The organism is Acinetobacter sp. TW_SC_4, assembly GCF_054861205.1.
Genome location: NZ_CM142174.1, coordinates 1,396,114 through 1,408,335, shown reverse-complemented (window position 1 = coordinate 1,408,335; position 12,222 = coordinate 1,396,114). Strand labels below are relative to the sequence as shown.

Annotated in this window: 15 protein-coding genes; 8 read left to right on the top strand and 7 right to left on the bottom strand. The window is 38.5% G+C overall.

The window, feature by feature from the left end:
- The first annotated feature begins 47 nt into the window (after window positions 1-47).
- The gene (locus tag ACWM1W_RS06685; RefSeq protein WP_159122954.1) at window positions 48-605 is read left to right on the top strand and encodes a LexA family protein; all 558 of its coding nucleotides are present in this window, start codon (window positions 48-50) and stop codon (window positions 603-605) included.
- Window positions 602-1,900, top strand: a complete 1,299-nt coding sequence (locus tag ACWM1W_RS06680) for a Y-family DNA polymerase (RefSeq protein ID WP_375725351.1) — start codon at window positions 602-604, stop codon at window positions 1,898-1,900. The genes ACWM1W_RS06685 and ACWM1W_RS06680 overlap by 4 nt, the downstream gene beginning before the upstream one ends.
- 91 nt (window positions 1,901-1,991) lie before the next feature.
- Here the strand turns inward: ACWM1W_RS06680 and ACWM1W_RS06675 are convergent, their stop codons facing one another.
- The 3 genes from ACWM1W_RS06675 to ACWM1W_RS06665 form a co-directional block, all read right to left on the bottom strand.
- Window positions 1,992-2,144, bottom strand: a complete 153-nt coding sequence (locus tag ACWM1W_RS06675; protein ID WP_375725350.1) for a hypothetical protein — start codon at window positions 2,142-2,144, stop codon at window positions 1,992-1,994.
- Window positions 2,145-2,356: 212 nt separating this feature from the next.
- A complete protein-coding gene (locus ACWM1W_RS06670) occupies window positions 2,357-2,758 on the bottom strand; it encodes a helix-turn-helix domain-containing protein (RefSeq protein WP_375725349.1) in 402 nt (133 codons plus the stop codon).
- A 1-nt stretch (window position 2,759) separates the two neighbouring features.
- Entirely contained in the window at window positions 2,760-3,050 is a 291-nt protein-coding gene (locus ACWM1W_RS06665; RefSeq protein WP_375725348.1) for a type II toxin-antitoxin system HigB family toxin, read from the bottom strand.
- 904 nt (window positions 3,051-3,954) lie between these two features.
- On the opposite strand from ACWM1W_RS06665, the gene ACWM1W_RS06660 reads away from it, so the two are divergent.
- Window positions 3,955-4,701: an IS5 family transposase gene (locus ACWM1W_RS06660; RefSeq protein ID WP_261634917.1), complete on the top strand. Its 747-nt coding sequence runs from the start codon at window positions 3,955-3,957 to the stop codon at window positions 4,699-4,701.
- Window positions 4,702-5,186: 485 nt separating this feature from the next.
- Window positions 5,187-5,528: a hypothetical protein gene (locus tag ACWM1W_RS06655; RefSeq protein ID WP_448765270.1), complete on the top strand. Its 342-nt coding sequence runs from the start codon at window positions 5,187-5,189 to the stop codon at window positions 5,526-5,528.
- A 92-nt stretch (window positions 5,529-5,620) separates the two neighbouring features.
- Here the strand turns inward: ACWM1W_RS06655 and ACWM1W_RS06650 are convergent, their stop codons facing one another.
- Window positions 5,621-5,863: a hypothetical protein gene (locus ACWM1W_RS06650; RefSeq protein ID WP_375725703.1), complete on the bottom strand. Its 243-nt coding sequence runs from the start codon at window positions 5,861-5,863 to the stop codon at window positions 5,621-5,623.
- Window positions 5,864-6,486: 623 nt separating this feature from the next.
- A complete protein-coding gene (locus ACWM1W_RS06645; protein ID WP_034702487.1) occupies window positions 6,487-6,717 on the bottom strand; it encodes a hypothetical protein in 231 nt (76 codons plus the stop codon).
- A gap of 255 nt (window positions 6,718-6,972) precedes the next feature.
- On the opposite strand from ACWM1W_RS06645, the gene ACWM1W_RS06640 reads away from it, so the two are divergent.
- Window positions 6,973-7,446: a CinA family protein gene (locus ACWM1W_RS06640; protein ID WP_034702490.1), complete on the top strand. Its 474-nt coding sequence runs from the start codon at window positions 6,973-6,975 to the stop codon at window positions 7,444-7,446.
- Window positions 7,447-7,554: 108 nt separating this feature from the next.
- Window positions 7,555-8,169, top strand: coding sequence for an aminotransferase (locus ACWM1W_RS06635; RefSeq protein ID WP_375725702.1), 615 nt, complete (start codon window positions 7,555-7,557; stop codon window positions 8,167-8,169).
- 75 nt (window positions 8,170-8,244) lie between these two features.
- On the opposite strand, the gene prpC is transcribed toward ACWM1W_RS06635, so the two are convergent.
- Both prpC and prpB read right to left on the bottom strand, forming a co-directional pair.
- On the bottom strand, window positions 8,245-9,384 hold the full coding sequence (prpC, locus tag ACWM1W_RS06630; RefSeq protein ID WP_005235399.1) for a bifunctional 2-methylcitrate synthase/citrate synthase: 1,140 nt from the start codon (window positions 9,382-9,384) through the stop codon (window positions 8,245-8,247).
- Between the two features lie 4 nt (window positions 9,385-9,388).
- Complete coding sequence (gene prpB, locus ACWM1W_RS06625) at window positions 9,389-10,273, bottom strand: methylisocitrate lyase (RefSeq protein WP_034170361.1); 885 nt, start codon at window positions 10,271-10,273, stop codon at window positions 9,389-9,391.
- 229 nt (window positions 10,274-10,502) lie between these two features.
- Between prpB and ACWM1W_RS06620 the strand changes: the two genes are divergently transcribed.
- Both ACWM1W_RS06620 and argF read left to right on the top strand, forming a co-directional pair.
- Window positions 10,503-11,153, top strand: coding sequence for a TetR/AcrR family transcriptional regulator (locus ACWM1W_RS06620; protein ID WP_375725701.1), 651 nt, complete (start codon window positions 10,503-10,505; stop codon window positions 11,151-11,153).
- Window positions 11,154-11,265: 112 nt separating this feature from the next.
- Window positions 11,266-12,186 carry an ornithine carbamoyltransferase gene (gene argF / locus ACWM1W_RS06615; RefSeq protein ID WP_005235395.1) on the top strand — a complete coding sequence of 307 codons (921 nt, stop codon included), beginning with the start codon at window positions 11,266-11,268 and terminating at the stop codon, window positions 12,184-12,186.
- Window positions 12,187-12,222 lie beyond the last annotated feature (36 nt).

Below are 12,222 nucleotides of genomic sequence, written 5' to 3'. Positions count from 1 at the left end.
CATTACAATCTTGATTAATGTAACAAAAATCAAGAAGTAGCAGAGTTATGACAAATTCACATGGGGGCTTTAGAATTGGTGCAGGCAGAAAAAAGGCCGAAGAAACCAAAGTAATTCGTGTACCTGAATCTAAAGTCCTGGATATCAAAGCATACTTAAAATCACTTAAAAAAGAAAATGAAATCAGTGATATTCGCCAGTTTGATCCCGTTACTCAAATGGAAATTCCTTTGGTCACTGAACGCGTTCAGGCTGGTTTTCCCTCACCCGCACAAGACTATATTGATAAAAAACTCGATCTGAATGAATTCCTGATCAATAACGCCAATGCCACTTTCATTGTTCGTGCCAATTCGCTGTCGATGCTGAATGCAGGTATTGATATCAATGATGCTCTGATTGTAGATCGTAGCATTGAAGCGCAACACCGAGATATTGTGATTGCCTGTGTAGATAACGAGTTTACGGTCAAACGGCTTATTGTCGATGTAAAAGGTTGCTGGCTAAAAGCCGAGAATGACGACTATCCGGATATTCATCCTGTAGAAGGTCAGCAATTTGAAATCTGGGGCGTAGTCACCAACGTCATTAAAAAATTCAGATGAAATATCAGCAGGAAATCTATGCGCTGATTGATGTCAATAATTGCTATGTCAGTTGCGAGCGCCTATTCAATCCGAAACTAAATCACGTACCTGTGATCGTGTTGTCAAATAACGACGGCTGTGTAGTTTCACGTTCGCAGGAAGCAAAAGATCTCGGCATTAAAATGGCTGTTCCACTTTTCCAGATTCGCGATATTGTCGAACAGCATCAAGTTCAGGTGCTATCCAGTAACTATGCGCTATATGCAGAAATGTCCAAACGCTTTCATTCCATTCTGTCTGAATATGTAGCACCTGGTGAACAGGAAGTTTATTCCATAGATGAATGCTTTCTGAAAATTACAGCTTATACAAAAAATCATGATTTAACAGAATATGGTCAGGATATGCGACGGCGTATTTTGCAGTGGATTGGCTTACCCGTCTGTGTCGGCATTGGCCGTTCCAAAACCGAAGCTAAATTAGCCAACTATATGGCCAAGAAAGCCAAACGCTTTAATGGGGTTTGCGATCTTTCTTCTATGAATCAAAAACATAGAAATTACTTCTGGAGCTTGATTGATGTTGCTGAAGTCTGGGGGATTGGGCGCCAGCAGAGTAAAAAGTTAAAGAACTTAGGTATATATACCGTTCTTGATTTAGCTCAGGCCGATTGTCATCGAATCGGAAAATTATTTTCAGTTCTTATGCAAAGAACTGTGATGGAATTACAGGGAGTTTCCTGTATTGAACTTGAACAGACGTGCCAGCCCAAGAAGCAGATTATTTCTTCACGCTCATTTGGTTCCCGAATAACAGATCTTGAAGCTTTAACGGAAGCTATGAGTGATTACCTGCAAAATGCTGTCAAACGCTTAAGAGAAGATCAATCCTTATGTGGGTGCATCATTGCTTTCGCTCAAGCCAATCTTTTTGACAAGAACAGATCCTTTTATCATAAATCTATCAATATCGCTTTTCCTGAACCTACTGATTCTGCTGTTGTCATGAACCGGGCATTGATGCAACAGATGCATGAGCTGTTTTCAGAAGGTGTAGAGTTTAAAAAATGCGGGGTTATTTTAACGGCGCTTGAACCTAAATCGGCCTATGTCTATGACTTGCTCTCTGATCATGCTCAGATCGAGAAAAATGAGAAGCTTCAACAAGCGCTAGAAAAAGTAAAAGAAAAATTTGGCGATCAAAAGCTGGCAATTGGAGCAACTAAAATGCCTGACCGGAGCTGGGCCATGTCTCAACAGCATCTAAGCCAGAATTATTTTAGTTGGGATGGACTGTTAAAGATTGATCATTAATTTCATCTTCCCAGTAAAGTGAAGCAGAAATTTTCCGAGACTCAAATCAAAAAAGCCCTAAATTTAATTAGGGCTTTCTGATATTCATATCTTACTTTTGCTCCCTCAGCGGATGCTCAGGCTCTGCATTAGGCTTTTTCTCAGGCTTTACACTCTTATAGGTTGCTTGATTGCCTTTATCATCATTAGATTCTTTTTGCGGATTATCTTCTTGCTCTGTTTGGTGGTCTGCATGAGTTGTCATATATATTCCCTTTTCTCTAGATGCTTGGAAAATTATTAGGACATATAAGGTTAAACATCAATAATATTTATGTTTTCCATACATTTTAATAAACATATATTCTTCTAATCCGAGCTTATATAGACTTCTTGTTCTAATCTAAATCTGTCTGGCTGTGCAACCTGCTTTCAGGAAACACAGCTCATAGATCTTAAAATTTGGTTTCTTATTACTTAAAAGAAAGTATCTGTAGAAACATTAAAACGTTCAGACAAAGCTTTAATATGACGGATATTGAGCTGACGTTTACCATTCAGGATTTCAGAAATGACCGACTGGGTAGCTATCTCAGATAGGTCTGATTGGCTTAGGCCATGCTGTTCCATCAGGAAAGCCAATGCAGTACGTCCATCTCCTTCTGGCATCGGCAAATGCTCATGCTCGTAAGCTGAGACTAAGTCACCCAGTTGAAGAATCAGCCCCATTAAGGAATGCGATTCATCATCACCTACAATATCCAGAAGTTCATCTAAAGCTTCAGTAAGGGTATTAAAGTCTTCTTCATTTTCTGGCTTGCTAAGCAATGGTGCAACATAACGCCAGTGATCAACGGCCTGTTTAATCATTGCATTCATATTAAGCCTCCTTCCAATGACCTTTGTCATATTCCTGATGGGATAAGACATGGCGAATATAGATACGTTTTGCCTGATACATCACAACTGCGATCAACCTGATCTTGTTGCCACCAATATCAAAGACATGAAATTTCCCGACTTTATCGACTGCGGGAAATAATCGCTTCATGTCGGCAAAATCCTTAGGATCATTGGCCTTGATAAGTCGATACCAACCATCCAATGCAGTTTCAGCGTGTGGCCACTTTTGCATTGCTTCCAGAATCCGAGCGTGAGTGATCACATGCATGATTATTTATCGCATTTTGCTATATTGAAAGTATAACCTAAATATCGCATATTGCAATAACGCTTAAAGGATGAATTTAGTTGAGATGAGTATTGTTATGATCAAATCACAAGTTAAAATTAAATAAACCCTTATTTTTAATAATCTTTATTAATTAACTATCAATATTTATAAATTAGCGTGGATATGTTGGTTCTATTTTCAAATAGCAATGATAAAAAAATGAAAACCCCCGTCAATCTAAAATCGAACGGGGGTTCAACATCCATCTAAACCACGAAGGTCTGGAGAGTTAATTTAAATCTTTCAAGCAATCACGACACTTTTTGACTTCGAAATCATCGACTGTATAATCAATTTCAGTCGCACCATGAAGACCAAATAAACAACATATAAATTGGAACATATGTTTCTCCTGACTGTGAACAGCTCGATCATGGATCGAGCTTTGTTGCTTTAAAGATAATGGCTTACAGTTCCACGATTTATTTACCTTGAAACGATTGAATCACTCACCTGTACTGCGATTGCACAGGCAAGCTATAGCCTCTAAATTTGTACACTCTCTTCATGTTTTGGCGCTTGGTCTTTGGTACCGTGATCCTTGCTCATCATCCGGCACATTTTTTCTTTGCAAGATTTAAAGCAACATCCCACCATGACACCCATACCAAATGCACAGATACATCTCATCATAGCTCTAACCTATCTTTTCATGAAAAGAGATATATAAATAACATCTATTCATGTTTCACACTTGAACGTATTTTCAGGTTTTATGTTGTATATGAAAACTTATGTGAAGGATAAATGTCAAAGAATCATTAGGGTGTGTTGACACTTTTAGCTTAAAAAATAGCGAAGTAGTAAAATCAAATCGCCAAACCCAATTTTACTATTCGCTATGCCTCGTACCATGCTGACAGATCAACACTGGCAAAAGTTGAAAACTATTTTGCGTAATTTATCTATTCATCACAACTCAAACTTACGTAATTTTATTGAAGCTATTCTCTATAGAATTAGAACAGGCTGTCCGTGGCGAGATATTCCTTCCTATTTCGGTCAATCAAACTCTATTTTCAAACGTTTTAATCGTTGGTCAAGCAGCGGTAAGTTGCTTAGATTATTCAAATTATTAGCATCATGCCCCGATATGGAGTGGATTTTTATTGATGGCTCTCACGTACGTGCTCATCAACATTCTGCCGGTATAGCGAATCAATCCATTTCTAAAAGTGTAGGAGGAAACTCCTCAAAAATACATTTGATTGTTGATGCAAATGGCAATCCTGTTGATTTCATGATTACCGATGGAACCACACATGACGTCAAAGTTGCACCTGATTTAATATCAACATTAGACTTAAAAGAGACAAAAGTGGTCTGCGCAGATAAAGGCTATGATTCAGAACCACTGCGTGAACAGATCAGAAAAACAGGGACAAAAGCGAATATACCAAAGAAAATAAATAGCCAATCGAACAATGATCATATGGACTGGTATTTATATAAAATCAGGCATTTAGTTGAAAATATGTTTTGTAGATTAAAGCAATTTAGAGGAATAGCTACTCGATATGACAAGCTCAAAAGAAATTATCAAAGTTCTGTTGCCTTAGCCTGTATATTTTTATGGCTACCTTTATAGGTTTAATTATGAACAGTAAATGTCAACAGACCCTACTTTTTGGCATATTTATGATCTAAAAAATGAGCCCTGCTTAACTGTCTGGATTAAGCAGGGCTTTTTAACTTGCTGATTTTAAATTATTTTATCTGAGTTGTTATAGTGATGATAAAGTACCACTTGTCATGCATCTAATATGTATATGAAATATAGAGGCTTTTTTACCAAATGTTGAATATAGGTTATGTTTTATATTTTATTGGCTATTTTTCATCAACTTAGATGCAATTAAATACAAAAAACTTTGGTTCATGCAGTTTTCATTCAATCAAGTGAGTCATAAAAGCAAATATGCAACTTATACATATTGGTAGATATTTTACTTATTTTATCAAAGTCCTTTTCATTTTTTATTTTCTCAGCTGTCAATGAGTTTAAAGGCAGGTGCTCTTTCACTCATTTCTCTTTATAATTTTTCCAATGACTGATAACAATATCTTGTTGCCATGAAAATATCATTATTCATAATTGCCCTATTGACATTGGCCATCACAGGCTGCCAGAAACAACAGGCAGATGTATCAGCTGAACCTGATCCAGCAGTGAAAGCTCAATTTGAAAAATCCGATGCCCGATTGAGTGCTTATTTAGATAAATTAGATTCTTCTACTATTAGTCTTGAGGAAAGAACACATATTTTATGTGAGGATTATCCTAAAGAATATAAAACTCATTATATGCCGGCCCTAATAAAACTGATGCCACAAACATATGATGAGCAGGAACTACTGAAAGATCTGAAAAATGCGCTCGACTTTTATAAAGTAAAAGCCAATATTCAATGCTGATTTATTCTGAACAATAAAAAACCGCCTTAAAAAAGGCGGTTTTTTGTAGAGATTACACAGCTTAGATATGAGCACTGTAGCTTTGACTAATCTTATTGATTACGCAAATTTTGCTGCTGGTTATCTTGTTGTGGCTGTTGCTGTTGTTGCTGATTGAGTTGCTGGTCCTGTTGGCCCTGCTGACGCTGTTGGTTTTGCTGTCCCTGCGGCTGTTGTTGCTGCTGGTTCGGCTGTTGCTGATTTTGATTCTGGTTTTGCTGACGTTGTTGGTCTTGCTGTTGTTGTTGCTGTTGGTTCTGTTGGTCTTGCTGATTTTGCTGTTGATTATTAGCCATGGTGTAACTCCTTACTATTTGCTTTAAATCGCCGATGATTAGGTTTCGACTTAATATTTACTCTACCTATTTTTAAAAATTCGCCAAGTTATTACCTGTTACATATTAATTCAATGTAAAAAAAGGTAAGTTAAGTAATTGAAGTCTGGATTTATAAGAAACATAAATTACTTTTAATAATAGAATGAATACATATTGAAAGCTTTCTATCTTTTATAAATTTTATTTTTCATTTAAAGTCATAAATTAATCAAAAAATTTTATATAAACTTAAATTTAAAATAAAATTTAGAAATACATTTTGATACTTATATAAAATATGATTATATTTATAAGTTATTGAATTTTATTAATTATTTAAAATTATAATTTCTTATACATGTTTAACCTAATTTTTTAAAAATTAAATCATTAAATATAAAAACGAAAAAAACATTTTTAAATAGCAGTCTATATTACATAGAATCACAAATAAGGCCTTTTCAGTTGCCAATTTACCTTGACTTTATATTTTAAAATTATTATTAGATTTTTTTATTAAATCTAATCAAATTCTATTTTAATGACCTTTATCTAATAAATAAGCCTCTTATTTTAAGAGGCTTATTTTCAATAAGTTATTTTTAGATTGCGACCACTTTTACAATAATTGTTTGGCTTTCTTCTTGCTCTTCGGCCAGATATAAACGCTTTAATTCTTTGCTTTTAACTTTAAACTTTAAATTCTGGTAATGAATGATGCTTGGGATCTGATCAAAATATTGACCATCTGCCTCAATTTCTTCCTGAAATAAAGGAGTACCCAGTTGATAATCTAGACTTTTTAATACGGAATACTTTACTGTGGTTTTCATTCTTACAACCTACTTTCCTTACGCACTTTATTTTTATTTTTACCACTGATCAGAGCAAGTTAAAACCATTAATTTCAAATATTGTCCAAGCATTAAGCAATCAGTTTAACAACTGCCAAACTTACGCTTGGAATACTAAAATTACAAAAAATATTTTACCTTTCATCATAATAAAGAAATAATCTCACAGTTGATACAAAAGCAAAATGGGACTACATTGGAATAAAGATTACCTTCCAAGACAAAAAAGACATTATGATTAAAACATGTTGTGGCCTGCTGGAACAAAGAAACATCAAGATTGCTTTTATTGAAAGTGCAAGTTCTGGATATTTAACCAGTCAGTTTTCAATTTGCAAAAATGAAGGTGCTGAAATCTTGTTGGGAGGTCTGGTATGCTACGATCCGTCCGTGAAGATCAATGTTTTGGGAATTTCTCCGAATCTAATTAGCACCCATTCAGCCGAATCTATGCCTGTAACGGTAGCTCTGGCTGAGGCAGGTAAAAAAATGTTTCAGGAGGCGGACTGGATTATTGCTTGTACAGGCTTGCTTAAACCAGGCGGTAGTGCAACACCTGATAAACCGGAAGGTACTTTCTTCGCCGCTGTTTATGATGGTCTTCAGACTCACCAGTTCCAGTATTATATTAAAGGCACACCACAGGAACGTCTCAATAAACTGGCAGCCGTCATCGCACATGACATGATTAATCTACTCAACACCTAAAACCAAAACTGTTTATATGAATGCTGATCAAACTTCATTATTTCTACTGTATTTATAGTTAAATTATTTCTTATAAAAGCACGTTGTTTTAATGAGGCCTGATCAGTGATGAAAATAAGATTTACAGCCCTTTTGCTCGCACTTGGCATTCCTGTATCCGCTTTCGCCACTGTCGGTGGCCCACAGAATATTGAAGTTTTGGGGTATGAAGTCAAAGACCAGAAACTTTATCTGTTGCGGCATTATCTCGATGGTCGCGGACGCCTACCTCAACTGTATTATTATCATTTTAAATCCAAAACTCCGCATCAGCTAATTCAGGTGAACTCCCTGTATATCAATCCAAAAACCAAGCAGATTGACTATGATCAGGACAGCCGTAAGTTTGACCAGGAAATTGCCAAAATTAAAAAGCGTCTGATTCCGTTAGTATCTTTGCAAAAGCAAAACATTCAGCTCAAGCTATTAAAGACCAGCAAAGGTACTGCCCCTGCATGGCATGATCCTAAACAGAAAGTTCCAAAATGGACTTATCAATATCAGGTGCAATCTAGCCAGTATAAAAGTCCTGTTCAACAAGCAGTCAGTTATAAAGCAGATTTAAGATTAAGCCAAACTTATCAAGTACCGAAACAGAATAAAATACTGGTGACGGTAAAATACTTAGGCCTCCCATTCGAAAGTGGTTATCACATTGAAGATCCAGCATTATTAAGTCGGTAAACCAACGTCAATCAACAATCAGCAAAAAATAAGGCCTCATGGAGACCTTATTTTCATATTTAGAATATCTCTGGCTTACGCAGCAGAAGTGCGCTCAGCAATTGGAACCACTTTACGCAACTCTGGACCAGTATAATCCGCGCTCGGACGGATAATACGGTTATCTGCACGTTGTTCCATCACATGCGCCGCCCAACCTGTGACGCGTGACATTACAAAGATTGGCGTAAACAGTTTGGTTGGGATACCCATAAAGTGATAAGCAGAAGCATGGAAAAAGTCCGCATTACAGAACAGTTTTTTCTCGCGCCACATGACTTCTTCACAACGCACTGATACTGGGTAGAGCACAGTATCACCTACATCTTTTGCCAGTTTTTCAGACCATTGCTTGATAATGCCATTACGCGGATCATTGTCTTTATAAATCGCATGACCAAAGCCCATGATTTTTTCTTTACGCTCCAGCATGCCCAGCATTTCGCGCTCAGCTTCTTCTGGAGATTTCCAGTTTTCAATCATATCCATTGCCGCTTCATTGGCACCACCGTGTAATGGGCCACGTAGTGAACCAATTGCACCGGTAATACATGAATGCAAGTCAGACAAAGTGGATGCACAAACACGCGCTGTGAAGGTTGAAGCATTAAATTCATGCTCTGCGTACAGGATCAGGGATACATTCATCACTTGCTCATGTAGCTGATTCGGTTTCTTGCCATGTAGCAAATGAAGGAACTGAGCACCTATTGAATCATCATCGGTATTTTCATCAATGCGTACGCCGTCATGGCTATAGCGATACCAGTAGCAGATAATTGCTGGCAACGTCGCCAGAATACGGTCTGCGACATCCTGTTGCTGATCAAAAGACTGTTCAGTCTCAAGGTTGCCCAGCATCGATACGCCAGTACGCATCACATCCATTGGATGTGAATCAGCAGGAATACGCTCAAGTACTTCTTTCAGCGCTTGTGGTAGTACACGCAAAGATTTCAGTTTTGCTTTATAGGCAGCCAACTGTTCTGAAGTTGGTAATTCACCAAAGAAAATCAGGTAAGCGACTTCTTCAAACTGACAGTTTTCTGCCAGATCCTGTACGTCATAGCCGCGATAGGTCAGGCCTGCACCACTTTTGCCTACTGTTGAAAGTGCAGTTTTTCCTGCAACTTGTCCGCGCAATCCTGCGCCAGTGAGTACTTTTCCTTCAGCCATTGTTTTAATTCTCCTGCTTGAACAGTTTATCTAATGTGTTTTCAAAGCTGTGATAATCTAAAAATTCGTATAATTCTTTACGCGGTTGCATTTTATCCAGTACATGCACCTGTGTACCATTTTCACGCACTGAGCGCATCACTTCCAGTGCCGTCTTTTGCATCGCACGGGTAGCTGATAGCGGGTAAAGTACCATGCGAATACCCTGCTCAGCCAGTTCTTCAGTGGTGTAATATGGTGTGTCACCAAATTCCGTAATATTGGCCAAAACCGGTACACCAACTGCATCGCATACAGTACGATACATGGTAATGTCTGTCATCGCTTCAGCAAAAATGGCATCTGCACCTGCTTCGACACAGGCACAAGCGCGGTCAATCACTGCCTGCAAACCTTCTTTCTGAAGTGCATCGGTACGTGCCATCACTACAAAGTTTGAATCGGTTTTGGCATCGACTGCCGCCTTAATCCGGTCAACCATTTCCTGTTGGGTCACAATTTCCTTATTCGGACGATGACCACAACGTTTTTGTGCAACCTGATCTTCGATATGTACAGCTGCAGCGCCAGCAGCAATCATCTGCTTGATGCTACGTGCGATATTAAATGCACCGCCCCAGCCTGTATCTATATCAACCAGTAAGGGTGTATCTACGCGTTCAGTAATGCGACGCACATCTTCCAGAACATTATCCAGACTCGTCATGCCTAGATCAGGTAGACCATAAGAATAGTTTGCAACACCGGCGCCAGAGAGATAAATGGCTTTATAGCCGACCTGTTTGGCCATCATGGCAGCATAGGCATTCACTGTGCCCATAATTTGTAATGGTTTTTCGACTTCAAGCGCTTGTCTAAACTTTAAACCTGCAGACATTTGTTCTGTCATCTTCCTTTCCACAGTCTTGGCTATAATTATTGAGATTTGAGTATACTGATTTGAAACCATGATGCTATAAGCCAATAGAATAAAAACTCTAAAACTTTAGTCAAACTTTTAAGTTTTACTTGATTCACTGAATAAATTCCGCCTTCATTCGGTGTGATTGTGAAATCTGCGGATATATTTGTTATGATGAACTACCAAGTTTATATAACCTGTTGATATACCATCCTCTATGCAAAACCTTGTTCATCTGGAACCACTCGCCAAAGATCTGCCTCAAACCAAACGTGGTCATGAGCGCTGCGTTGCGCTGTTGGTCTCTGCGACCGAACTGTTTCTGGAACATGGTTATGAGGCAGTTTCTCTAGATGATATTGTCCAGCATGCAGGCGGTTCCAAAGCTTCCATTTACAAGTACTTTGGCAATAAAGAAGGCCTGTTTGAAGCTATTTGTGATTATCGACGTACCAAGTTTTTTGAAGATATCAGCATTCCGATTGAACTGATGGCGCTAGATTTTCGTAGTTATTTGGTACAGACATTATTGACCTTCTACCGCCAAATCATGCAGCCGGAAAATGCAGCCTTTATGCGTTTGGTACTGGAACAAAGTCAGCGTAATCCTCAACTGGCCCGCCATATTCATGAACGCGGCCCGGTTCAGGTACAAAGTTCCATTGCTACCGCACTGGAACAGGCCCATGAACAAGGTTTGCTATATTGTGAAAATCCGCAATATTCTGCCCAGTTATATTTTGGTATTTTGCGTACTCTGGAATGGCGGATTCTAATGGGGATTACCATAGAGGAAGATGATCAAGAAATCGACAAATACATCAGTTATTGCGTGGATCGATTTTTAGACGGTCATCAAAAAGTCTAGTTTTTTGCAATTTCCTGTTCATATAGTATATTAGCCGATTCCGTATTTTTTTCTTAAACCAACCAACAACTGATTGTTGATCGAGTTTTCGGCAATTATTGTGGAGTAACGAATGGCTCTCCGTCACTTTCTCACCTTACGCGATTTATCAACTTTAGAACTGAACCAGATTTTACAGCGCGCAATCGAGCTTAAGCGCAAACAGCACAATAATGAAGTGTTCCAACCCTTTGTTGGTAAAGTCATGGGCATGATTTTTGAAAAATCGAGTACCCGTACGCGTGTTTCGTTTGAAGCAGGCATGAGCCAGTTCGGTGGTAGTGCCATCTTCCTGTCTTCACGTGATACCCAGCTGGGTCGCGGTGAGCCAATTGAAGATTCTGCACGTGTGATTTCCAGCATGCTGGATATTGTGATGATCCGTACTTTCGGTCACGATATCGTAGAACGCTTTGCTTCTTATTCAAAAGTTCCAGTGATCAACGCTTTGACTGATGATCATCACCCTTGCCAGTTACTTGCTGACATGCAGACTTATCTGGAACATCGTGGTTCGATCGAAGGTAAAACTGTTGCCTGGATTGGCGATGGCAATAATATGTGTAATTCTTATATCGAAGCAGCGCACATGTGGGGCTTCAAGCTAAAAGTTGCAGCACCGAAAGGCTATGAACCTCAAGAACAGTTCCTGTCTGAATTCGCACATTGTGTAGAACTGGTCGATACTGCTGAAGATGCAGCAGTCAATGCCGACCTGATCGTAACTGACGTTTGGGCAAGTATGGGCCAGGAAGAAGAACAGAAAATCCGTGAGAAAGCTTTTGCGGACTATCAGGTGAATGAACGCCTAATGGATCTTGCACATCCAGACTGCCTGTTCATGCATTGCCTGCCTGCGCATCGTGGTGAAGAAATTTCTGAAAACATGCTGGATCACAAAAATGCTGTGGCTTGGGATGAAGCAGAAAACCGTCTTCATGCACAAAAAGCACTGGTTGAATTTCTGTTGAATGAAAATCTGAAAAAAGACTGATTTTCTCAAAAAAAAATCTTCACAAATTAAGCACCA

Excerpts from the sequence above, each read along its gene's own strand:
- ACWM1W_RS06680 (WP_375725351.1), top strand. The coding sequence starts at position 602 with ATGAAATATCAGCAGGAAATCTATGCGCTGATTGATGTCAATAATTGC.
- ACWM1W_RS06635 (WP_375725702.1), top strand. The coding sequence starts at position 7,555 with ATGAAAATAAGATTTACAGCCCTTTTGCTCGCACTTGGCATTCCTGTA.
- ACWM1W_RS06665 (WP_375725348.1), bottom strand. The coding sequence starts at position 3,050 with ATGCATGTGATCACTCACGCTCGGATTCTGGAAGCAATGCAAAAGTGG.
- ACWM1W_RS06670 (WP_375725349.1), bottom strand. The coding sequence starts at position 2,758 with ATGAATGCAATGATTAAACAGGCCGTTGATCACTGGCGTTATGTTGCA.
- prpC (WP_005235399.1), bottom strand. The coding sequence starts at position 9,384 with ATGGCTGAAGGAAAAGTACTCACTGGCGCAGGATTGCGCGGACAAGTT.
- ACWM1W_RS06640 (WP_034702490.1), top strand. The coding sequence starts at position 6,973 with ATGATTAAAACATGTTGTGGCCTGCTGGAACAAAGAAACATCAAGATT.
- ACWM1W_RS06675 (WP_375725350.1), bottom strand. The coding sequence starts at position 2,144 with ATGACAACTCATGCAGACCACCAAACAGAGCAAGAAGATAATCCGCAA.
- ACWM1W_RS06645 (WP_034702487.1), bottom strand. The coding sequence starts at position 6,717 with ATGAAAACCACAGTAAAGTATTCCGTATTAAAAAGTCTAGATTATCAA.
- argF (WP_005235395.1), top strand. The coding sequence starts at position 11,266 with ATGGCTCTCCGTCACTTTCTCACCTTACGCGATTTATCAACTTTAGAA.
- ACWM1W_RS06660 (WP_261634917.1), top strand. The coding sequence starts at position 3,955 with ATGCCTCGTACCATGCTGACAGATCAACACTGGCAAAAGTTGAAAACT.
- ACWM1W_RS06620 (WP_375725701.1), top strand. The coding sequence starts at position 10,503 with ATGCAAAACCTTGTTCATCTGGAACCACTCGCCAAAGATCTGCCTCAA.
- prpB (WP_034170361.1), bottom strand. The coding sequence starts at position 10,273 with ATGACAGAACAAATGTCTGCAGGTTTAAAGTTTAGACAAGCGCTTGAA.
- ACWM1W_RS06655 (WP_448765270.1), top strand. The coding sequence starts at position 5,187 with ATGAAAATATCATTATTCATAATTGCCCTATTGACATTGGCCATCACA.
- ACWM1W_RS06685 (WP_159122954.1), top strand. The coding sequence starts at position 48 with ATGACAAATTCACATGGGGGCTTTAGAATTGGTGCAGGCAGAAAAAAG.
- ACWM1W_RS06650 (WP_375725703.1), bottom strand. The coding sequence starts at position 5,863 with ATGGCTAATAATCAACAGCAAAATCAGCAAGACCAACAGAACCAACAG.